This window comes from Klebsiella pasteurii, assembly GCF_018139045.1.
Taxonomy (GTDB): domain Bacteria; phylum Pseudomonadota; class Gammaproteobacteria; order Enterobacterales; family Enterobacteriaceae; genus Klebsiella; species Klebsiella grimontii.
Genome location: NZ_CP073236.1, coordinates 4,512,416 through 4,535,374 on the forward strand (window position 1 = coordinate 4,512,416; position 22,959 = coordinate 4,535,374).

At 55.7% G+C, this 22,959-nt stretch carries 17 protein-coding genes; 10 read left to right on the top strand and 7 right to left on the bottom strand.

Annotated elements, in window-relative coordinates; genetic code table 11:
• Positions 1-142 precede the first annotated feature (142 nt).
• A complete protein-coding gene (gene msrA, locus KCG39_RS21250; RefSeq protein ID WP_004128176.1) occupies positions 143-781 on the bottom strand; it encodes a peptide-methionine (S)-S-oxide reductase MsrA in 639 nt (212 codons plus the stop codon).
• Positions 782-990: 209 nt separating this feature from the next.
• Here msrA and tamA point away from each other — a divergent pair, with 209 nt between their 5' ends.
• The 3 genes from tamA to KCG39_RS21265 are packed head-to-tail and all read left to right on the top strand — an operon-like array spanning position 991 to position 6,844.
• Positions 991-2,724: an autotransporter assembly complex protein TamA gene (gene tamA, locus KCG39_RS21255; protein ID WP_211811468.1), complete on the top strand. Its 1,734-nt coding sequence runs from the start codon at positions 991-993 to the stop codon at positions 2,722-2,724.
• The gene (gene tamB, locus KCG39_RS21260) at positions 2,721-6,497 is read left to right on the top strand and encodes an autotransporter assembly complex protein TamB (RefSeq protein ID WP_211811469.1); all 3,777 of its coding nucleotides are present in this window, start codon (positions 2,721-2,723) and stop codon (positions 6,495-6,497) included. Before tamA ends, tamB begins: the two co-directional genes overlap by 4 nt.
• A 2-nt stretch (positions 6,498-6,499) precedes the next feature.
• Positions 6,500-6,844 (top strand): gamma-glutamylcyclotransferase family protein, encoded by a 345-nt coding sequence (locus KCG39_RS21265; RefSeq protein ID WP_004098039.1) that lies wholly within the window; start codon positions 6,500-6,502, stop codon positions 6,842-6,844.
• 156 nt (positions 6,845-7,000) lie between these two features.
• Here the strand turns inward: KCG39_RS21265 and ppa are convergent, their stop codons facing one another.
• The gene (ppa, locus tag KCG39_RS21270) at positions 7,001-7,528 is read right to left on the bottom strand and encodes an inorganic diphosphatase (protein ID WP_038636623.1); all 528 of its coding nucleotides are present in this window, start codon (positions 7,526-7,528) and stop codon (positions 7,001-7,003) included.
• A 403-nt stretch (positions 7,529-7,931) separates the two neighbouring features.
• On the opposite strand from ppa, the gene ytfQ reads away from it, so the two are divergent.
• From ytfQ to yjfF, 4 genes are all read left to right on the top strand, one after another.
• Positions 7,932-8,888 (top strand): galactofuranose ABC transporter, galactofuranose-binding protein YtfQ, encoded by a 957-nt coding sequence (gene ytfQ, locus KCG39_RS21275; RefSeq protein WP_004098043.1) that lies wholly within the window; start codon positions 7,932-7,934, stop codon positions 8,886-8,888.
• A 180-nt stretch (positions 8,889-9,068) separates the two neighbouring features.
• Entirely contained in the window at positions 9,069-10,571 is a 1,503-nt protein-coding gene (ytfR, locus tag KCG39_RS21280; protein WP_004098046.1) for a galactofuranose ABC transporter, ATP-binding protein YtfR, read from the top strand.
• 10 nt (positions 10,572-10,581) lie between these two features.
• The gene (gene ytfT, locus KCG39_RS21285; RefSeq protein WP_032742013.1) at positions 10,582-11,607 is read left to right on the top strand and encodes a galactofuranose ABC transporter, ATP-binding protein YtfT; all 1,026 of its coding nucleotides are present in this window, start codon (positions 10,582-10,584) and stop codon (positions 11,605-11,607) included.
• A complete protein-coding gene (gene yjfF, locus KCG39_RS21290; RefSeq protein WP_004128182.1) occupies positions 11,594-12,580 on the top strand; it encodes a galactofuranose ABC transporter, permease protein YjfF in 987 nt (328 codons plus the stop codon). The genes ytfT and yjfF overlap by 14 nt, the downstream gene beginning before the upstream one ends.
• Positions 12,581-12,624: 44 nt before the next feature.
• Here yjfF and fbp read toward each other — a convergent pair whose 3' ends face one another.
• Positions 12,625-13,623: a class 1 fructose-bisphosphatase gene (fbp, locus tag KCG39_RS21295; protein ID WP_004128183.1), complete on the bottom strand. Its 999-nt coding sequence runs from the start codon at positions 13,621-13,623 to the stop codon at positions 12,625-12,627.
• Between the two features lie 175 nt (positions 13,624-13,798).
• Here fbp and mpl point away from each other — a divergent pair, with 175 nt between their 5' ends.
• Both mpl and KCG39_RS21305 read left to right on the top strand, forming a co-directional pair.
• Entirely contained in the window at positions 13,799-15,172 is a 1,374-nt protein-coding gene (mpl, locus tag KCG39_RS21300; protein ID WP_004128184.1) for a UDP-N-acetylmuramate:L-alanyl-gamma-D-glutamyl-meso-diaminopimelate ligase, read from the top strand.
• A gap of 64 nt (positions 15,173-15,236) precedes the next feature.
• Positions 15,237-15,782 (top strand): GNAT family N-acetyltransferase, encoded by a 546-nt coding sequence (locus KCG39_RS21305; RefSeq protein WP_004128185.1) that lies wholly within the window; start codon positions 15,237-15,239, stop codon positions 15,780-15,782.
• Positions 15,783-15,945: 163 nt separating this feature from the next.
• Here the strand turns inward: KCG39_RS21305 and KCG39_RS21310 are convergent, their stop codons facing one another.
• The 4 genes from KCG39_RS21310 to yjgA all read right to left on the bottom strand — a co-directional run bounded on the left by KCG39_RS21310 (position 15,946) and on the right by yjgA (position 21,506).
• Positions 15,946-17,154: an aldose 1-epimerase family protein gene (locus KCG39_RS21310; protein ID WP_004128187.1), complete on the bottom strand. Its 1,209-nt coding sequence runs from the start codon at positions 17,152-17,154 to the stop codon at positions 15,946-15,948.
• Between the two features lie 325 nt (positions 17,155-17,479).
• On the bottom strand, positions 17,480-18,622 hold the full coding sequence (locus tag KCG39_RS21315) for an iron-containing alcohol dehydrogenase (RefSeq protein WP_004128190.1): 1,143 nt from the start codon (positions 18,620-18,622) through the stop codon (positions 17,480-17,482).
• Between the two features lie 204 nt (positions 18,623-18,826).
• Positions 18,827-20,338 (bottom strand): CoA-acylating methylmalonate-semialdehyde dehydrogenase, encoded by a 1,512-nt coding sequence (locus tag KCG39_RS21320; RefSeq protein WP_004128193.1) that lies wholly within the window; start codon positions 20,336-20,338, stop codon positions 18,827-18,829.
• 616 nt (positions 20,339-20,954) lie between these two features.
• The gene (gene yjgA, locus KCG39_RS21325) at positions 20,955-21,506 is read right to left on the bottom strand and encodes a ribosome biogenesis factor YjgA (protein WP_004128196.1); all 552 of its coding nucleotides are present in this window, start codon (positions 21,504-21,506) and stop codon (positions 20,955-20,957) included.
• A 94-nt stretch (positions 21,507-21,600) separates the two neighbouring features.
• Here yjgA and pmbA point away from each other — a divergent pair, with 94 nt between their 5' ends.
• Positions 21,601-22,953, top strand: a complete 1,353-nt coding sequence (gene pmbA / locus KCG39_RS21330; RefSeq protein ID WP_004128199.1) for a metalloprotease PmbA — start codon at positions 21,601-21,603, stop codon at positions 22,951-22,953.
• Positions 22,954-22,959: the final 6 nt, after the last annotated feature.

A 22,959-nucleotide genomic window follows, 5' to 3' on the forward strand; every position in this document is an offset into this window, starting at 1 on the left:
ATAACGCTAAGTGGAATTCACAAAAAGCCGGTCCGAAGGCCCTGGACCGGCGATAGCACGGCGTAGTATAGCGTAAGGTACTGTAAAGCCGCCAGAGCGTAAATTATTCAATCCGGCGGCCTGCGGGAACCACGCGGCGGCATCAGGCCTGCGGCGGCAAACAAACGCCGATTCCGCCGATACCGCAGTATCCGTACGGGTTTTTATGCAGATACTGCTGATGATCGTCTTCCGCATAGTAGAACGGTTTCGCCGTCGCGATCTCGGTAGTGATAGTGCGCGAGTCGTTAGCTTCCTTCATTGCCGCCTGGAAACGCGCCAGGCTGGCCTGTGCCGCCTCGCTCTGCTCCGGCGTCAGCGGATAAATCGCGGAACGATACTGGGTACCGCGATCGTTACCCTGCTGCATACCCTGCGCCGGGTCGTGGTTTTCCCAGAACACCTGGAGCAGCTGCTCATAGCTGATAACCTGCGGATCGTAGACCACGCGCACCGCTTCGGCGTGACCGGTCTCGCCGCTGCACACTTCGCGGTAGGTCGGGTTTGGCGTATAGCCGCCGGTGTAGCCGGCGGCGGTACTGTAGACGCCGGGCAGCTGCCAGAACAGGCGTTCGACGCCCCAGAAGCAGCCCATGGCGAACAGGGCGATTTCCATTCCTGCGGGAACGTTGGTCATCGAGTGACCATTGACGGCGTGGAGCGTAGCCACCGGCATCGGCGTGTTGCGTCCCGGCAGCGCGTCCGCTTGGGCGACAAGATGCGTTTTATCAAATAGACTCACGGTGGGCCTCTCAAAACAGAAAATGTGGTTAAGGTTGTAACCAAGCGCGTCTTTTAACACAATAAACGCGCTTAATACGTCTAGATTTAAACATAAGAATTATTTGGGATAACGTCTATTTTTCAACCCTTGATTGTTAGGGTTTTGTTAAGCCGTGGAGCGGCGCTTTCGTTTCCTTCGGGGGGAAACAAGGATATTCAGGAGAAAACGTGCTACAAATCCGCCAGTTATGTATCACCAGCCTTTTGCTGGTCAGCGGGGTCGCCAGCGCAGCGAGCGTGCGTTTGCAGGTTGAGGGGCTATCCGGGGAACTGGAAAAAAACGTCCGCGCCCAACTATCTACGATCCAGAGCGATGAAGTCACGCCGGACCGGCGCTTTCGCGCGCGCGTTGATGATGCTATCCGCGAAGGCCTGAAAGCGCTCGGCTACTACGAACCGACGATCGATTTTGATTTACGTCCGCCGCCGGCGAGGGGCCGCCAGGTCCTGATCGCCAAAGTTACGCCCGGCGAACCGGTGCGTATTGGCGGCACTGAAGTGATTTTACGCGGCGGCGCCCGAACCGATCGCGACTATCTGGATTTGTTGAAAACGCGCCCGGCGATCGGCACCGTGCTAAACCACGGCGACTATGATGGCTTCAAAAGCTCCCTGACCCGCGTTGCGCTACGTAAAGGCTATTTTGATAGCGAGTTTAATAAAAGCCAGCTCGGCGTCTCTCTCGACCGACATCAGGCCTTCTGGGATATCGACTACAACAGCGGCGAGCGCTACCGCTTTGGCCCGGTCACTTTTGAAGGCTCGCAAATTCGCGACGAATATCTGCAAAACCTGGTGCCGTTTAAGCAGGGCTACTACTACACTTCGCAGGATCTCGCTGAACTGAACCGCCGCCTGGCGGCAACCGGCTGGTTTAGCTCCGTCGTGGTGGCGCCGCAGTTTGAAAAATCCCGCCAGACCAAAGTTCTGCCTTTGCAGGGCGTCGTCTCTCCGCGTAAAGAGAATACCGTTGAAACCGGGGTCGGCTACTCAACCGACGTCGGGCCGCGCGTCAAAGGCACCTGGAGAAAGCCGTGGATGAACTCCTACGGCCACAGCCTGACCTCTAGCCTCAGCCTTTCCGCCCCTGAACAGCAGCTTGATTTCAGCTATAAGGTGCCGCTGTTAAAAAGTCCGCTGGAGCAGTACTACCTGATGCAGGGCGGCTTTAAGCGTACCGACCTTAACGATACCAAAGCTGACTCTACGACTCTCGGGGTATCACGTTTTTGGGAGATGTCGAGCGGCTGGCAGCGCGCGCTGAACCTGCGCTGGAGCCTCGACCACTTTACCCAGGCCAACGTCACTAACACCACCATGCTGATCTACCCCGGCGTGTCGGTGAACCGCACACGTTCGCGCGGCGGCCTGATGCCGACCTGGGGTGATTCGCAGCGCTATTCGGTGGACTACTCCAATACCATGTGGGGCTCGGACATCAACTTTATCGTGATGCAGGCGCAGGACGTCTGGATCCGCACCCTGTATGACCGCCACCGCTTCGTAGTACGCGGCAATCTCGGCTGGATTGAGGCCGATAACTTCAGCAAGGTCCCGCCGGATCTGCGTTTCTTCGCCGGTGGCGACCGCAGCATTCGCGGGTATAAATACAAATCTATCTCGCCAAAAGATGACGACGGCAAGCTGATGGGGGCCTCGAAGCTGGCTACCGGTTCGCTGGAGTATCAGTACAACGTGAGCGGCAAATGGTGGGGCGCGGTGTTCGTCGATAGCGGCGAAGCGGTGAGCGATATCCGCGAGAGCGACTTTAAAACCGGCGCCGGCCTCGGCGTACGCTGGCAGTCTCCGGTCGGACCAATCAAGCTGGATATCGCCAGACCGATCGGCGACAAAGAAGAGCACGGTTTACAGTTTTATATCGGTCTGGGGCCTGAATTATGAGTTTATGGAAGAAGATAAGCCTCGGCGTACTGATTTTTCTTGTGCTGCTGCTGGGGACGGTAGGATTCCTGGTGGGGACCACCACCGGCCTGCATCTGGTGATCAAAGCTGCCGACCGCTGGGTTCCGGGGCTGGAGATTGGCAAAGCGACCGGCGGCTGGCGCGATTTGACGCTGGAGAACGTGCGCTTTGAGCAGCCGGGCGTGGCGGTCACCGCTGGTCAGTTCCACCTCGGCGTCAAGCTGCGCTGCCTGTGGGACAGCAGCCTGTGCGTCAACGATCTTTCTCTGCGCGATATCTATGTGGCGATCGATACCAGCAAGATGCCGCCGGCGGCGCCGGTTGAAGAAGAAGATAGCGGCCCGCTGAATCTCTCCACACCTTATCCCATCACGCTGAGCCGGGTGGCGCTGCATAACGTCAACGTAAAAATTGACGATACCGCCGTCTCGCTGCGCGACTTTACCAGCGGTCTGAACTGGCAGGAGAAAAACCTGACCCTGACGCCGACCTCCCTGCAGGGGTTGCTCATCGCGCTGCCGAAGGTGGCGAAGGTGGCCCAGGAGCAGGTGGTCGAGCCGAAAATTGACAATCCGCAGCCGGAAGAAAAGCCGCTCGGCGAGACGATGAAAGATCTGTTCTCGAAGCCGGTGCTGCCGGAGATGACCGACGTCCATCTGCCGTTGAATCTCAATATTCAGGCGTTCCGCGGCGAGCAGCTGCGTCTCACCGGCGACACCGATATCACCATCTATAATCTGCTGCTTAAAGTCAGCAGTATTGATGGACAGATGAAGCTGGACGCGCTGGATGTGGACTCCGACCAGGGCAAAGTCACGGCTTCCGGCAACGCCCAGCTGCAGGATAACTGGCCGGTCGATATTACCCTCAACAGTACGCTGAATATTAATCCCCTCAAGGGCGAGAAAGTGCAGCTGAAAGTGGGCGGTGAAGTGCGTAAAAAGCTTGCGCTCGGCGTGGATTTAAACGGTCCCGTGGCGATGACCCTGCGCGCCGAAGCGCAGCTGGCGGAGGCGGGGCTACCGTTGGATATGGAGATTAAAAGTAAGCAGCTCTACTGGCCGTTCACCGGCGAGAAAGCGTATCAGGCTGACGATCTCCTGCTGAAATTTAACGGCAAAATGACCGACTACACCCTGGCCTTCAGCACCGCGGTCAAAGGGCAGTCGCTGCCGCCGGCGAAGATTAACCTCAACGCCAAGGGCAACGAGCAGCAGGTCAATCTTGATAAGCTGACCGTCGCCGCCCTCGAAGGGAAAACCGAACTGAAGGCGCTGCTCGACTGGCAGCAGGCGATCAGCTGGCGCGGCGAACTGACGCTTGACGGTATCAATACCGCTAAAGAGGTCCCGGACTGGCCGTCGAAGCTCAACGGCCTGATTAAGACTCAGGGCAGCCTGTACGGCGGCAGCTGGCAGATGTCGGTGCCGGAGCTGAAAATCACCGGTAACGTGAAGCAAAATAAAGTCGATGTGAGCGGTTCGCTGCAGGGCAACAGCTATATGCAGTGGAAAATCCCCGGTCTGCATCTGGCGTTAGGCCCCAACAGCGCTGATGTGAAAGGCGAGCTGGGGGTCAAAGACCTTAACCTTGACGCCACCATTGACGCGCCGCATCTCGACAACGCCCTGCCGGGCCTGGGCGGCACAGCGAAGGGGCTGGTGAAGGTTCGCGGCACCGTCGACGCGCCGCAGCTGCTGGCGGATATTACCGCCCGGGCGCTGCGCTGGCAGGAGCTGTCGGTGGCCCAGGTGAACGTGAAGGGCGATGTGAAATCCACCGACCAGATTGGCGGTAATCTTGACGTACGCGTGGACCGCATTAGCCAGCCGGGCGTCAATATCAGTCTGGTGCAGCTCAATGCCAAGGGCAACGAGAAGCAGCACGACCTGCAGCTGCGGGTGCAGGGCGATCCGGTCTCCGGGCAGCTGTCGCTGGCGGGGAGCTTTGACCGCAAAGCGGAGCGCTGGAAAGGCTCGCTGAGCAATACCCGTTTCCAGACCCCGGTGGGGCCGGTTGCGCTGACGCGCGATATCGCGCTGGATTATCGTAACCTCGAACAGAAAATCAGCATCGGGCCGCACTGCTGGACTAACCCGAACGCCGAGCTGTGCGTACCGCAGACCATCGACGCCGGGGCAAGCGGGCGCGCGGTGGTGAACCTCAACCGTTTCGATCTCGCGATGCTGAAGCCCTTTATGCCGGAAGCGACCCAGGCCAGCGGCGTGTTTAGCGGTAATGCCGATGTGAGTTGGGACACTACCAAAGAGGGGCTGCCGCAGGGTAAGGTCACCCTGAGCGGGCGTAACGTGAAGGTGACGCAGACGGTCAACGACGCGCCGTTGCCGGTGGCTTTCGATACTCTCAACCTCACCGCCGATCTGCATAATAATCGCGCCCAGTTGGGCTGGCTAATTCGTCTGACCAACAATGGCCAGTTGGACGGGCAGGTGCAGGTCACCGATCCGCAGGGCCGACGTAATCTGGGCGGTAACGTCAATATCAACAACTTCTCGCTGGCGATGATTAACCCAATCTTCTCGCGCGGCGAAAAGGCGGAAGGGAGACTGAATGCACGCCTGACGCTTGGCGGCAACCTTCAGAGTCCGCAGCTGTTCGGTCAAATGCAGCTGAATGGCGTTGATATTGACGGTAACTTTATGCCGTTCGATATGCAGCCGAGCCAGCTGGCGATGAATTTCACCGGTACCCGCTCGACCCTACAGGGAACGGTGAATACCAGCCAGGGCCACATCGCGCTCAGCGGCAACGCCGACTGGACGCAGATTGATAACTGGCGCGCGCAGATTGCGGCGAAGGGCAGCCGGGTGCGGATAACCGTGCCGCCGATGGTGCGCCTGGATGTCTCGCCGGACGTGGTGTTTACCGCCACGCCAAGCCTGTTTAACCTGGATGGCAGCGTTGATGTGCCCTGGGCGCGTATCGTGGTCAACGAAGTGCCGGAAAGCGCCGTTGGGGTCTCATCTGACGAAGTGATGCTGGATAAAAATCTGCAGCCGATTAAGCAGCAGAGCGCCGGTATCCCTATCAACAGCAACCTGACTATTCACGTAGGCAACAACGTTCGTCTGGATGCCTTCGGTCTGAAAGCGCGTTTGACCGGTGATTTGAAAGTCGCTCAGGACAAACAGGGGCTGGGGCTCAACGGGCAGATCAACATCCCGGAGGGGCGCTTCCATGCCTACGGGCAGGATCTGATCGTGCGTAAAGGTGAGCTGCTGTTCTCCGGTCCTCCGGATCAGCCGCTGCTGAATATCGAAGCCATTCGTAATCCGGACGCCACCGAGGACGACGTTATCGCCGGCGTTCGCGTCACCGGCTCGGCCGATCAGCCGAAAGCGGAGATTTTCTCCGATCCGGCGATGTCGCAGCAGGAAGCGCTCTCTTACCTGCTCCGCGGGCAGGGTTTAGGCAGCGGACAGAGCGATAGTGCGGCAATGACCTCCATGCTTATTGGTATGGGGGTTGCACAAAGTGGTCAGGTTGTGGGTAAAATCGGCGAGACGTTTGGCGTAAGCAATCTGGCGCTGGATACCGAGGGAGTGGGCGACTCCTCCCAGGTGGTGGTCAGCGGCTATGTGCTGCCCGGTCTGCAGGTAAAATATGGGGTAGGGATCTTTGATTCCCTGGCGACATTGACGTTACGTTATCGCCTGATGCCTAAGCTATATATGGAAGCCGTGTCTGGTGTAGACCAGGCTCTCGATTTGCTCTATCAGTTTGAGTTTTAGCAATGCGAATATTTGTTTACGGCAGTTTACGACGCAAACAAGGCAACAGCCACTGGATGACCAACGCTCAGTGGCTGGGCGATCATAGTGTCAATGATTATCAACTGTACAGCCTGGGCCACTATCCAGGCGCGGTGCCCGGCGATGGCACGGTACATGGTGAAGTCTATCGTATTGACGCATCGACGCTGGCTGAATTGGATGCGCTGCGTACCAAAGGCGGCGAGTATGCTCGTCACCTGATCCAGACGCCTTACGGTAGCGCCTGGATGTATGTCTATCAGCGCCCCGTTGAGGGCTTCACGCTGATAGAAAGCGGCAACTGGTTGGATAAAGACCAGTATTAATAATGATAACGCCACCCTTAGGTGGCGTTGTTTTTTGTGAAGTTGGGTGTTGTCGCCCGGCTAAGGCGCATTAGTCGCTAACCGGGAAATGGCTCAATATGCCAAATAAAAACACCGCCCGGAGGCGGTGTTTTCGCTAACCTGAGTGCGGAAGAATTACTTCTTCGCGCGCTCGAAGGAAGCTACGATTTCAGCTTTCGCCGCTTCAGCGTTGTCCCAGCCGTCAACCTTAACCCATTTGCCCGCTTCGAGGTCTTTATAGTGCTCGAAGAAGTGGGTGATCTGCGCTTTCAACAGTTCCGGCAGGTCGCTCACATCTTTGATGTGATCGTACTCTTTGCTCAGTTTGGTGTGCGGTACCGCAACCAGCTTCGCATCTTCACCGGATTCGTCGGTCATTTTCAGTACGCCAACCGGACGGCAGCGGATAACTGAACCTGGCTCCAGCGGATACGGGGTCGGGACCAGTACGTCAACCGGGTCGCCGTCCAGGGAGAGAGTGTGGTTGATGTAGCCGTAGTTGCACGGATAGAACATTGCCGTGGACATGAAACGGTCAACGAACAGTGCACCGCTCTCTTTGTCGACTTCGTATTTGATAGGATCTGCGTTCGCCGGGATCTCGATCACGACGTAGATGTCTTCCGGCAGATCTTTGCCCGCAGGTACGTTGAGTAAGCTCATGTCTGTTTCCTTTAAAATGTATGGCAAACAAGTGCCCGGTATTATAGCCAACTCGCATCGAATGTCTTCGCTTCTTTTTCTCCAGAACGGGTGGGGGGAGTCTGAAATTTTCCCCGTCATACAGCCTGAAAATCCATAAACATAGCCGCATACTGAATAAAATTATGTAACCGTTTTCATTGCATATGCTTGATATCTCAAAGTGTGAAAAATTTCGTCATAAACGGTGAAGCTCGCACGGCTCGCGAAGCCTCATCGGCTCTCCGCTGATGAGATGGGTGCTGATTAACATCTAATTAACTTTTTTGAAGTGTGATGTAACGCATTCAGTTACATCTCCGATTGTCTATAGTTTGTCCGCAGGTGAGGCTTTAACCAACAATAACCCTACGAGGATCCTCTTATGTGGAAGCGCTTACTTCTTGTCACAGCAGTTTCCGCAGCTATGTCGTCTATGGTCATGGCTGCCCCTCTTACCGTAGGTTTTTCGCAGGTCGGTTCTGAATCCGGCTGGCGTGCGGCCGAAACCAACGTCGCGAAGGAAGAGGCCGCGAAGCGCGGCATTACGCTGAAGATTGCCGACGCCCAACAAAAACAGGAAAACCAGATTAAAGCCGTACGCTCCTTCATCGCTCAGGGCGTCGATGCCATCTTCATCGCTCCGGTAGTGGCGACCGGCTGGGAGCCGGTACTGAAGGAAGCGAAAGAAGCCAAAATCCCGGTATTCCTGCTCGACCGCTCTATTGATGTCAAAGACAAAGATCTCTATATGACCACCGTCACCGCGAACAACGTGCTGGAAGGCCAACTGATCGGTGAGTGGCTGGTGAAAACCGTCGACGGCAAGCCGTGTAACGTTGTTGAACTGCAGGGCACCGTAGGGGCCAGCGTGGCGATTGACCGCAAGAAAGGCTTTGCTGAAGCCATTTCTAAAGCCTCCAATATCAAGATTATCCGCTCCCAGTCCGGCGACTTTACCCGCAGTAAGGGTAAAGAAGTGATGGAGAGCTTTATCAAAGCGGAGAACAACGGCAAGAACATCTGCATGGTTTACGCCCATAACGACGACATGGTGATTGGCGCGATTCAGGCGATTAAAGAGGCCGGGCTGAAGCCGGGCAAAGATATCCTCACCGGCTCTATCGACGGCGTGCCGGATATCTATAAAGCGATGATGGCCGGCGAGGCTAACGCCAGCGTCGAGCTGACGCCGAATATGGCCGGCCCGGCGTTCGATGCGCTGGAGAAATACAAAAAAGACGGCACCCTGCCTGAAAAAGTCACCATCACCAAATCGACCCTCTACCTGCCGGATACGGCGAAAGAAGAGTTAGAGAAGAAGAAAAATATGGGCTATTGAGTAGCGAAAAACACGCACGCTCCCGGTGACGCTATGCGCACCGGGCGACAGGTTCATCGCCGTCTGCGGATTGAGTAGCCCGGACAGGCGCGCGGCGCCGCCTCCGGGATTTTCCCGGTCGCTAAGGCGCGGCTGAACACCCTCTCCCGGTCGGGGAGCGGGTTAAGGTGAGGGGAGAGCATGAACGGCGAACAACATCAGGAAATCCTTCGAACTGAAGGGCTAAGCAAATTTTTCCCCGGCGTGAAGGCGCTGGATAACGTTAATTTCAGCCTGCGCCGGGGCGAAATCATGGCTCTGTTAGGCGAAAACGGCGCGGGTAAGTCCACCCTGATTAAAGCGCTTACCGGCGTCTACCACGCTGATCGCGGGGCAATATGGCTGGAAGGCCGGGAGATCTCGCCAAAAAACACCGCCCACGCCCAGCAGCTGGGGATCGGCACCGTCTATCAGGAAGTAAACCTGCTGCCTAACATGTCGGTGGCGGATAATCTGTTTATTGGCCGCGAGCCCCGGCGCTTTGGCCTCCTGCAGCGCAAAGAGATGGAAAAACGCGCCACCGCGCTGATGGCGTCCTACGGTTTTTCTCTCGATGTCCGTGAACCGCTGAACCGCTTTTCGGTCGCCATGCAGCAGATTGTCGCGATCTGCCGGGCAATTGACCTGTCAGCAAAAGTGTTAATTCTTGATGAACCGACCGCCAGCCTGGATACCCAGGAGGTGGAAATGCTCTTCACCCTGATGCGCCAGCTGCGCGATAGCGGCGTCAGCCTGATTTTCGTCACCCACTTCCTCGACCAGGTTTACGCCGTCAGCGACCGCATCACCGTTCTGCGTAACGGCGGTTTTGTCGGCTGCCGGGAAACCCGCGAGCTACCGCAAATTGAACTGGTGAAAATGATGCTGGGCCGCGAGCTGGAGCATAACGCCCTGCAGCGTGCGGGCCGCACCCTGCTGAGTGATAAACCGGTGGCCGCCTTCGAAGATTTTGGCAAAAAAGGCACCATCGCACCGTTTAGTCTGCAGGTCCGTCCCGGTGAGATCGTCGGCCTGGCGGGTCTGCTAGGCTCCGGACGCACGGAAACCGCGGAAGTCATTTTCGGCATTAAACCCGCCGACAGCGGCAAAGCGTGGATCAAAGGCAAGCCGCAAACCCTGCGCTCGCCGCATCAGGCATCGTGCCTCGGGATTGGCTTCTGTCCGGAAGATCGTAAAACCGACGGCATTATCGCCGCCGCCTCGGTGCGGGAAAATATCGTTCTCGCGCTACAGGCGCAGCGCGGCTGGCTGCGGCCGATTAGTCGCCGCGAACAAAATGAGATTGCCGAACGTTTTATTCGTCAGCTCGGTATTCGTACCCCCAGCGCTGAACAGCCGATCGAATTTCTCTCCGGCGGTAATCAGCAGAAGGTGCTGCTCTCCCGCTGGCTGCTGACGAAGCCGCAGTTCCTGATCCTCGATGAACCGACTCGCGGTATTGACGTTGGCGCCCACGCCGAAATCATTCGCCTGATAGAAACTCTGTGTGCCGATGGCCTGGCGCTGCTGGTCATCTCTTCTGAGCTGGAAGAGCTGGTGGGTTACGCCGATCGGGTGATTATCATGCGCGATCGCCAGCAGGTGGCGGAGCTGTCGCTGAGCGAGCTCTCCGTACCGGCGATCATGAACGCTATTGCGGCATAAGGAGTAACCGATGATGCCTCAATCTGTTCCGAAAAGCGGCCAGCCGAAACGGCGCTTTAACTGGCCAAAAGGGATGCCGCAAATTATTGCGCTGCTGCTGGTGCTGGTCGTTGACAGCCTGGTCGCGCCGCATTTTTATCAGGTCGTGCTCCAGGACGGGCGGCTGTTCGGCAGCCCGATAGACATTTTAAACCGCGCCGCCCCGGTGGCGCTGCTGGCGATTGGCATGACGCTGGTTATCGCCACCGGCGGGATTGACCTCTCCGTCGGGGCGGTGATGGCGATTGCCGGCGCAACGGCAGCGTCGATGACCGTGGCAGGGCACAGCCTGCCGATTGTGCTGCTGGCTTCGCTGGCGGCCGGCGCGCTGGCCGGTCTGTGGAACGGGATCCTGGTGGCGGTGCTGAAGATCCAGCCGTTCGTCGCCACGCTGATCCTGATGGTCGCCGGGCGCGGAGTGGCGCAGCTGATCACCTCCGGGCAGATCGTGACCTTTGACTCACCGCATCTGGCGTGGCTGGGCAGCGGTTCGCTGCTGCTGTTCCCGACGCCGGTGATTATCGCCATCGTCACGCTGGCGCTGTTCTGGCTGTTTACCCGCAAAACCGCGCTGGGAATGTTTATCGAAGCGGTGGGGATTAACATTCGCGCGGCGAAAAACGCCGGCGTAAATACCCGCGTCGTCGTGATGTTAGCCTATGTACTTAGCGGCGTTTGCGCGGCAATCGCCGGGATTATCGTTGCGGCGGATATTCGCGGCGCGGATGCCAATAACGCCGGGCTGTGGCTGGAGCTGGACGCCATCCTGGCGGTGGTTATCGGCGGCGGCTCGCTGATGGGCGGGCGCTTTAACCTGCTGCTCTCGGTCGTCGGGGCGCTGATTATCCAGGGTATGAATACCGGGATCCTGCTGTCAGGCTTCCCGCCGGAGCTTAATCAGGTAGTTAAAGCGGTGGTGGTGCTGTGCGTACTGATCGTCCAGTCGCCGCGCTTTATCAGCATACTGAAGGGGATGCGCGGCCATGATAAAACGTAATTTACCGTTAATGATCACCCTCGCGGTATTTGTGCTGGGGTACCTTTACTGCCTGACCCAGTTTCCCGGCTTTGCCTCGACGCGGGTGATCTGTAATATCCTGACCGACAATGCTTTTCTCGGGATTATCGCCGTCGGTATGACCTTCGTGATCCTCTCCGGCGGGATCGATCTGTCGGTCGGGTCGGTGATCGCCTTTACCGGGGTCTTTCTCGCTAAAGCGATTGGTTTCTGGGGGATCTCGCCACTGGTGGCGTTTCCGCTGGTACTGGTGATGGGCTGCGCCTTTGGCGCGTTTATGGGCCTGCTTATTGATGCGCTGAAGATCCCGGCGTTTATCATCACCCTCGCCGGGATGTTTTTCCTGCGCGGCGTCAGCTACCTGGTTTCGGAAGAGTCGATTCCCATTAATCACCCGGTATATGACGCGCTGTCAGGACTGGCATGGACCATCCCCGGCGGCGGGCGTCTGAGCGCGATGGGGCTGCTGATGCTGCTGGTGGTGATCGGCGGAATTTTTATGGCCCACCGCACCCGCTTCGGCAATCAGGTTTATGCCATCGGCGGCAACGCGACGTCGGCGAACCTGATGGGGATCTCCACGCGGAGCACGACGATCCGCATCTATATGCTCTCCACCGGACTGGCGACGCTGGCGGGGATCGTCTTCTCTATTTATACCCAGGCGGGCTATGCGCTGGCGGGCGTCGGCGTCGAGCTGGACGCGATTGCTTCAGTGGTTATCGGCGGCACGCTGTTAAGCGGTGGGGTAGGGACGGTGCTCGGCACGCTGTTTGGCGTAGGGATTCAGGGGCTGATTCAAACCTATATCAACTTCGACGGTACCCTCAGTTCATGGTGGACCAAGATCGCCATCGGTATCCTGCTGTTTATCTTTATTGCGCTGCAGCGCGGCCTGACGGTGCTGTGGGAGAATCGGCAGAGCTCGCCGGTGACAAGGGTGGGACACTGATTGGAGAATTTCCCCTCCCGTACGGCGCGAGGGGAAGAGGCGCTTTATGCGTCCGGGAACTCTTTAATAAAGTTCTCGACGTCTTCAACCATATGGTTATTGCCGACGAAGAAAGAACGGCGCTGGTGCAGGCTTTCCGGAATGATATCCAGAATACGCTCTTTACCATCGCTGGCCTTACCGCCCGCCTGTTCCGCGAGGAACGCCATCGGGTTGCATTCGTACAGCAGGCGCAGTTTACCGTCCGGGTGGCTGGCGGTGCTCGGGTAGAGATAGATGCCGCCTTTTAGCAGGTTGCGGTGGAAATCCGCCACCAGGGAGCCGATGTAGCGCGAGGTGTACGGGCGCTGGGTCTCTCTATCTTCTTCCTGGCAATGCTTGATGTACTTCTTCACACCCATCGGGAACTTGATGTAGTTACCTTCGTTAATCGAGTAGGTGTTGCCCTTTTCCGGGAAGCGCATGCGCTCCTGGCACAAGCAGAAGACGCCAAGGGACGGGTCGTAGGTAAAGGCGTGGACGCCGCAGCCGGTGGTATAAACCAGCATCGTCGAGGAGCCGTAAACCACATAGCCCGCGGCGACCTGTCGGTTGCCCGGTTGCAGGAAATCTTCTTCAGTAACGGGGGTTCCCACCGGCGTGACGCGGCGATAGATAGAGAAAATCGTTCCAACGGAGACGTTAACGTCGATGTTAGAAGATCCATCCAGCGGGTCCATCAGCACCACGTATTTGGCGTGTTCACATCCTTCAAAGACGACAATTTCATCTTCTTCTTCAGAGGCGATCCCGGCAACAATATCGCGTGCTCGCAGTGCGGCTTTCAACTTTTCATTGGCAAACAGGTCGAGTTTTTGCTGAACCTCGCCCTGAACGTTTTCAGCACCGCTGGCACCCAGGATATCGACCAGACCGGCCTTGTTGATATCGCGGTGGATGATCTTGGCGCCTAACTTTATCGCCGACAACAAAGCAGTAAGCTCGCCGGTTGCGTGAGAGAACTCGTGCTGCTTTTCGACAATAAATTCACCTAACGTTTTCATAACCCGTTCCCTGCATGTTTATGTGAAGTAAAACGAACATAACAATCTTAACAAAGAATAAAAAAAGTTCGCACAGGTGAATCGCGCCAGCAAAATACGGATTCGCCTTAAATGCATTTCTTTCACCCCCAACATCCCGGTAAACTGTGCTTCAGATAAGAGAAGGAAGTGACGAATGCGCATTCATATTTTAGGAATCTGTGGCACGTTTATGGGGGGGCTGGCGATGCTGGCGCGTTCCCTCGGTCATGAGGTAACGGGGTCGGATGCGAACGTCTATCCGCCAATGAGTACCCTGTTGGAAAACCAGGGAATTGAGTTAATTCAAGGATATGATGCCAGTCAGTTGGATCCGCAGCCGGATCTGGTGATTATCGGTAACGCGATGACGCGTGGTAACCCGTGCGTGGAAGCGGTGCTGGAAAATAATATCCCTTACATGTCCGGTCCGCAGTGGCTGCACGACTTCGTTCTGCGCGATCGCTGGGTGCTGGCGGTTGCCGGTACGCACGGGAAAACCACCACCGCCGGCATGGCGACCTGGATCCTCGAAGCCTGCGGCTACAAGCCGGGCTTTGTTATCGGCGGCGTTCCGGGCAACTTCGATGTTTCCGCACGCCTCGGCGATAGCCCGTTCTTCGTGATTGAAGCCGATGAATACGACTGCGCTTTCTTCGATAAGCGCTCTAAGTTCGTTCACTACTGCCCGCGCACGTTGATTCTCAATAACCTTGAGTTTGACCACGCGGACATCTTTGACGATCTGAAAGCGATCCAGAAACAGTTCCATCATCTGGTGCGCATTGTGCCGGGCAAAGGCAAGATTATCCTGCCGGAGAACGACATCAATCTGAAACAGACGATGGCGATGGGCTGCTGGAGCGAACAGGAGCTGGTCGGCGAACAGGGCCACTGGCAGGCGAAAAAGCTCACCACAGATGCTTCCTCATGGGAAGTGTGGCTGGACGGCGAGAAAGTCGGTGAGGTGAAGTGGGCGCTGGTTGGCGAACATAATATGCATAATGGTCTGATGGCCATTGCCGCCGCCCGTCATGTCGGCGTGCAGCCTGCCGATGCGGCTAACGCGCTGGGCAGCTTTATCAACGCCCGCCGGCGTCTGGAGCTGCGCGGCGAAGCCAACGGCGTGACCGTGTACGACGATTTTGCCCACCACCCGACGGCGATTCTGGCGACCCTGCAGGCACTACGCGGCAAGGTTGGCGGTACCGCGCGTATTCTTGCCGTGCTTGAACCTCGTTCCAACACCATGAAAATGGGTATCTGCAAAGACGACCTGGCGCCGTCCCTTGGCCGAGCGGACGAAGTCTTCCTGCTGCAGCCGCAGCATATTCCGTGGCAGGTTGCTGAAGTGGCTGACGCTTGCGTACAGCCCGCGCACTGGAGCGCCGATGTCGATGCGCTGGTGGATATGATTGTTAAAACCGCGCATCCGGGCGACCACATTCTGGTGATGAGCAACGGCGGGTTTGGCGGCATTCATCAGAAGCTGCTCGATAAGCTGGCGAAAAAAGCCGAGGCGGTCGAGTAAGCTATTCTCCTCGTTTATCCGCCCTCCGCGCGAGGGCGGATGGTTTTTGTGACCAGGACGGTTCATGTTGATTTCACAAAGAGTGACCTCTACCGATTCCGCGCATTTTCCCGCGCTTGACGCGCTGTACGGCAGGGCCTTCCCGTGGCATGAACAGCGTGAAGCCGGGGCTAAACAGCAGGCGCTTGATAATCCGCATTATGAACTCGAAGCCTGGTTCGATGATGGCCTGTTTATTGGCCTGAGCGGCGGCTGGCGGTTTATCGACTATGTCTACATTGAGCATCTGGCCGTTGACGACAGGTTACGATCGCGCGGCTACGGCAAGCAGTTGTTAGCTGAAATACTTCAGCGGGCGCCGCTGACCATCCTGGAAATCGATCCGCTGACCAGCGAGATTGCCCATAAGCGCCTGCGCTTTTATGAAACCATGGGGTTTTGCGCGAATCCCTGGACGCATCGTCACCCGAGCTATCATCAGGGGATCGCCGATCATGAATTGATCGTGTTGAGCTACCCGCAGCCGATTAATGAAGTGCAGTACCAGCGTTTTGCACAGGATTTGCGTTTGGTGGTCATGGATCGGGCTGGTGCGGCCAAGGTTTTGTAACCCGTATAAGGCGCGCCAAGCGCCGCCTGCAGGAAAGTATATCCATCCTGGACTCTGAACCATTCCCCGGTGGCGGCTGACGCCTTACCGGGGCTACAGGTTTACTGCCGTCTGCGGTCCGGTAGTCCGGACAGGTGCGCAGCGCCGCCTCCTGGAAACAGCGCTACTCCTTCGCGATAGGTGTTTCGTTTTCCGTTACTTTGGTATCGCCCTGAATAGCCGCGATTTTCTTCTCCACGTCGGCAACCTGCTCGCTGCTGTGCAGCAGCGTATAGGTCAGATCAAACTGGGTGCTTGCCCCAGGCTGAAGTTGCTTAACGCGTTTTTGCTCGCGCTCGATGGTCACCGGATAGGCGTAGCTGGTGCCCGGCTCAATACCGGTTACGTAGCCCTGTTTCTCGGTATCGGTGTTTTTCCACAGCGTCAGTACCGGCAACTGGCGGGTATCAAACTGAATCGATGCCCCTTTATCGCCGGCTTTGTTGACCACGGCGGCCAGGGTTTGATGATTTTCATCCGCCAGCGGCTGCATATTAAACACCATTTCATCGAAACCTTTGGTTGGACCGGCGTAGGTTTGCCAGGTTTTTAGGCCGGCCTTGGCGTAGTCATTGAACGGGCTGATGCTTGAGATCGGCGCCAGGAAGCGGGCCCCCTCTTCGAGGATCGGCTGGCCAAAGTTGCTGTGATAGATAATTTGATAGTCATGCGGATAGTCGGCATGGTTGGTTAAGACATCGTGCAGGCTGAAGCTGTTGCTGCCGGGTACATAGCGCAACTCGGTCATGGTCTGCAGATCCGCTTTCTTAAACGTGCTCTCCTTCACCAGTCCGCGAACGCGAATTTCATACGGCGCGGCGTCAGCGACTTCCACTTCCACCTGTGAAGCCGGCGTGTTGCCAACTTTGCCGTGCAGGGTATAAATCTGACCGTCTGCGGTTACCGGATGGCCGGTCCATTCATAGCCGCAGCGCACCATCATCTCATTGAAGCCTTCCAGCCACCCCAGCCCGTTGCGGCTTTCAAGGTTTATGAACGCCGGGTTGACGACCTCTTTAACCGGCGAGTCCCAGCCCATCCGCGAACCAAACCCTTCGATTTTTAGCAGGTTCATGCCGCGTGTCGGGCTCAGGGTAATTGTCAGGCCGTCTTTGCTGTGGATGACGAGGATTTTGCTGCCTTCTTGTTTACCGCCGTGAAGGACTTTTTGCTCAATGCTGAAATTATGATCTTTAATCTTCAGCTGGTCGCTTGTTATCTGCCAGTTTCCTTTATCCATGCCGCTTTCAGCACTTGTCAGCACCCACGTTTTTGCTACTACTGGCCCAGAAACAAGCATAGCGATTGCGGTTAAAGCTAATGTTTTTTTCATTTTTCATTCCTTTTGCTGAATCGATTGTGTTGCTGATGGAGGGAATTTAGTTGCAAGTGGATTATTAAAATGTGAAGTGTCTCACCTGGTGAGAAAATGGCCATTTTTATATTTTTAAATGAGATTTAAATCGCGTTTTTTAGGTAATTATAAAAATAGTTGCTAAAAATTTGTGATTTAAAACGAAGAAAGCTTTAACGATTCAGCTATTACTGGCCATGGCTATGATGACGTCTGTAGAACCGATAAGGCCGCCGGGTTTTAGTTATCCATGCGGCCCTGGTTGACGCTGCTTTAGCGTTTAAAAAAAACAGTGGGGAGGCGATTAAGCGCCGTAGAATGCCTGGGTATAGAGCCCTTTGACATCCTGAACAGACGGATAGTTAGGGTTAGTTAAGGTGCATGGATCGTCGACGGCATGGCGGCTCATTCTGTCGAGAACATTCACAAAGGTCACTTCATTGATTTCAACTTCATCGCACTGGCTTAGGGTTTTCGGCACGCCCAGACGTTGATTCAGCGCGTTGATCGCTTCACTTAGGTTATTGATGTCTAAAGCCGCTTCCAGCTGACGATATTTTTTGGTGAACTTCGCGTTATATCGAATGATATAAGGCAACATAATCGCGTTCGCCAGCCCGTGGGTAATACCAAACTCGCCGCCAATTTTATGCGCCATCGCGTGGACTAATCCCAGCGAAGCATTCGTGAAGGCGATTCCCGCCAGCGCAGAGGCGTTATGCATATGCATGCGGGCGTTTATATCATCAGGTGAGCGCCAGGCGGTTTCCAGATACTTAAACACCAGCCGAATCGCTTCTACCGCATAGGGATCGGTAAAGGAGTTGGCCGCGGTGGACACATAGGCTTCAATCGCATGGGTCAGAACGTCCATACCGGTGTGAACGGTTACGTGCGGCGGCATTTTTGCCGGAATTGTCGGGTCGAGAATAGCGATATCCGGCACCAGATCGGCGGCAACAATCGGGTGCTTGATATGATTTGCCGTATCGGTGATCACCGAGAACGCGGTGATCTCAGAGGCGCTGCCGCTGGTGGAAGGAATCGCCACAAACCGGGCTTTATTGCGCAGCGCTGGCATGGAGCCGACTGGGAGAATATCTTCAAACTTCAGTTGCGGATGCTCGTAAAAACACCACATGACTTTGGCGGCATCAAGCGCAGAGCCGCCGCCAATCGCCACTATCCAGTCTGGTTCAAAGGCCAGCATCGCTTTTGCGCCGCGCCAGACGGTTTTAATGGATGGGTTGGGTTCCACATTATCGATAATAATGCATTCCATCCCCGCTTTATTAAGTTCGCTGACGGCTTTATCCAGAAAGCCAAAACGCTTCATTGAACTTCCGCCGGTGACTAATGCGGCTTTTTTACCGCTTAGCGTGGAAAGATGTTCTAAGGCGTTTTCGCCATAAATAATACTACGAGGAATTGAGAAGGCCTGGGTCATAGGAAACTCCATTTAATATTAAGGATTTTTTTAGTGTGCATTCGTCATTTACGATTCAGCGACACGTGCAGAGTAAAAAAATCGAATTAATGCTCCAGATATTGCCGGAGCAATATCTGGAGGGAGCTGTTTCTTTTAAATCCGCCATATTTCCAGGGGGAGGCGATGGCGGCAACTCGAATTAATTGGAGAAATAAGCTGCGATTAAATCGTACCGTCCCAGGAGTCGACTTTTTCGCGTTTCGCTTCCTCTTCATCAAACCAGCGCGAGGTCACGCATTTTGATTCGGTGTAGAAACGTACGCCGTCTTTGCCCAGGCAGTGCAGATCACCGAAGAAGGACTGCTTATGGCCAGAGAACGGGAATACGCCGACCGGTACCGGGATACCGACGTTGATACCGACCATACCGCCGTGCGTGCGTTTCTGGAATTCACGGGCGTAATAGCCGCTTTGGGTGAAAATAACCGAGCCGTTGGCAAACGGGTTATTGTTCATTAATTGCAGACCTTCTTCGAAGGTTTTCACCCGCTTAAAGCACAGCACCGGCCCGAAAATTTCCTGTGTTCCGACGCTCATCTCTTCGGTTACGCGATCCAGTATGGTCGGCCCGACGTAAAAGCCGTTTTCCTGGCCCGGAACCTTAATATCGCGACCATCGAGCACCAGCTTCGCCCCCTCCTCAATGCCTTTATTAATCCAGTCGACCACCGACCGTTTATGGTCTTTAGAAATCACCGGACCCATATCGGTATCGCGCAGATAGCCGGGGCCGATTTTCAGCTGTTTGGCTTTTTCGACGACGGCGGCAATCAGCTTATCGGCGATCTCTTCCTGCACCACGACGACCGGCAACGCCATACAGCGTTCGCCCGCGCAGCCAAACGCGGCGTTGATAATCCCCGCTGCGGTGCGGTTAATCGGCGCATCGGCCAGCACCAGGGCATGGTTTTTCGCTTCGCACAGCGCCTGGACGCGTTTGCCATGAGCGGCGGCTTTGGAGTAAACGTGCAGGCCCACGGAGGTAGAGCCGACGAAGGAGACGCCGTTGACGTCCGGATGGGTTAGCAAGATATCGGCTTCGTTACGTGAGCAGGTCACCACGTTGATAACCCCATCCGGCACGCCTGCTTCCTGGTAGAGCTTGGTGATTTCCATACAGGTCATCGGCGTCATACTGGCCGCTTTTATCACCATGGTATTACCGGAAGCGACGCATAATGGCGCCATCCATCCCATCGGGATCATCGCCGGGAAGTTAAACGGCACAATACCGGCGAACACGCCAATTGGCTCACGGTAAAGGTTGGTGTCGATCCCGGCAGAGGCGTCCATCAGGTTTTCACCGGCCATGAGAGTGGGAATCGAGCAGGCAAGCTCGGTGCCTTCTTTCGCTTTTAAGACATCGCCCTGGGCGTCGCCCCAGGCTTTACCGTTTTCTTTTGCCACCAGCTCGGTTAAGCGGTCCTGATGCTGGATTAATAATTCGCGAACGCGGAACATAATTTGCGAGCGTTTAATGGCTGGCGTATCTGACCATGCCGGAAAGGCTTTGCGCGCCGCGGCAACGGCATCCAGCACTTCTTGCTCGGTGCAGCAGGGGGCCTGAGCCATCACTTCCCCGGTACTTGGGTTATAGACGTCCATATAGCGTTCGGTCTGCGATACGCGCCATTGACCATCAACGAAATATTTCAGTCTTGGTACAGTAGTCATATTTTTCTCCATGATGATAGCTGTCGACTCTCTAAAAATCTGGCTCTGACCGGCGGCAAACGGCTTAGCGCCGGGTCAGCCACTCTCGTGAATAGTGAATTCCCGATGATTACCGGCGATTCACCTGCGGTGGCGCGGAAGATTTGGTCGACTTTCTCCTGAAGAAAGCCTGCAGACGCTCGGTTTTAATTAACAGAACTGACTGGCCAAAATACACGCTCGCACCGTTTCGTTTCTCGTGACTTAATGAAATTATTTTTTCATTATAATAATGTATGAAATAACGAGACCGTTTTGAGAGATGGATCAAAGATAAACAAACTGCTGATAAAGTCAGCGTTTTAAAGGCGGGATTCTGTTTTTTAATTTAATAAAATCAATGTATTAGTATTATTCTGGCAGCATTGCCGAAAAGGTGGGGTGTCCAGGCAGGCTAGAATGGAACGGTTTTTTTGTGAAATAAAAGTTAAATTTAAACGCAGAATGGAATTAAAATGAAAAATTAAAACCGATTTTAAGCCACGGTAACGACGACTGGCTATCGATCAAGTGATCTGTAAGAGGAGGTGGGTCGCCCGGATCGGGCTAGGGCCGTATCCGGGGGAGTCGTTCAGAATTAGCCTTCGCTTTCGGCCAGTTCACGCAGGTACTGGAAGATAAGACGCGCGGACTTCGGCGGCTTGTTGCCTTCTTTCTCTTTTTTGGCGTTGCGGATCAGCGAACGCAGCTGCTGACGATCGGCGTCAGGCCACAGGTTCAGCACTTCAGCAACGGCCTCATCACCATTATCAATCAGACGATCGCGGATCTGCTCAAGCTTATGGAACAGCGCAACCTGCTGGTTGTGGCGGTTCTTGAGCTTGTCCAGCGCCTGACGAATCGGCTCGACGTCGCGGCTGCGCAGCATTTTACCAATCAGCTGCATTTGGCGGCGGCGGCCTTCTTTCTTGATACGCTGGGCGAGTTCAATCGCGTCGCGCAGGTCGGTATCCAGCGGGATTTTATCAAGCGCGTTTTTACCCAGCTCGACCATTTCCGCGCCAAGACGCTTCAGTTCTTCGGCGTCGCGCTTAATTTCACTTTTACTGACCCAGATAATTTCATCGTCTTCATCTTCGACGTCATCACCAGGGACGTCGTCGAGCCAGTCTTCGGGCTGCTTTGTCATCTCAGGCTCCTTAAAAAAGAGACTAATGTTACCAGTTAAGGCGCGCACTGAAAAACGGTTCTCTGTTAGACTTCAGTTAACTCCTTCTTACATTATGGCATTAGCGATGAAAGTCATCTCTCAAGTTGCACAACAGCGTAAGACGCTGGAAGAGGCCGTGACCACGGCGCTGGAACTGGCGGCAGGCAAATCCGACGGCGCGGAAGTCTCCGTCAGCAAAACTACCGGTATCGGCGTTAGCACCCGCTACGGCGAAGTGGAGAACGTAGAATTCAATAGCGATGGTGCCCTGGGCATCACCGTTTATCACCAAAACCGTAAAGGCAGCGCGTCTTCGACCGATCTTAGCCCGCAGGCTATCGCCCGCACGGTGCAGGCGGCGCTGGATATTGCCCGCTACACCTCGCCGGACCCGTGCGCGGGCGTGGCGGATAAAGAGCTGCTGGCCTTTGAGGCCCCGGATCTTGATCTGTTCCATCCTGCGGAAGTGTCGCCGGACGAAGCCATTGAGCTGGCCTCCCGCGCTGAGCAGGCGGCTCTGAAAGCCGATAAGCGCATCAGCAATACTGAAGGCGGCAGCTTTAACAGCCACTACGGCATTAAAGTATTCGGCAACAGCCACGGTATGCTGCAGAGCTACTGTTCGACCCGCCATTCGCTATCGAGCTGCGTGATTGCCGAAGAGAATGGTGATATGGAGCGAGATTACGCTTATACCATCGGGCGGGCGATAGACGATCTGCAATCGCCGGAGTGGGTTGGCGAGGAGTGTGCCCGCCGTACCCTGTCGCGCCTGGCTCCGCGTAAGCTATCGACGATGAAAGCGCCGGTGATTTTCGCCAACGAAGTCGCTACCGGCCTGTTCGGGCATCTGGTCGGAGCGATCGCCGGCGGGTCGGTTTACCGTAAATCTACCTTCCTGCTTGATGCGCTGGGTAGCCAGATCCTGCCGGAGTGGCTGACCATTGAAGAGCATCCGCACCTGCTGAAAGGGCTGGCTTCAACCCCGTTCGATAGCGAAGGCGTCCGTACGGAACGCCGCGATATCATTAAAGATGGCGTGCTGACCCAATGGCTACTGACCAACTACTCGGCGCGCAAGCTGGGGCTGAAGAGCACCGGCCACGCGGGCGGCATTCACAATTGGCGGATCAACGGCCGCGGCCTCAGTTTTGCAAAGTTGCTTAAAGAGATGGGAACCGGTCTTGTCGTAACGGAACTGATGGGGCAGGGTGTAAGCGGCGTCACCGGCGACTACTCACGCGGCGCATCCGGCTTTTGGGTAGAGAATGGCGAAATTCAGTATCCAGTCAGTGAGATAACCATTGCAGGAAATCTGAAAGATATGTGGCGTAATATCGTGACCATCGGCGACGATATCGAAACGCGCAGCAACATTCAGTGCGGTTCCGTGCTGCTGCCGGAGATGAAAATCGCCGGGCAATAAACCTGT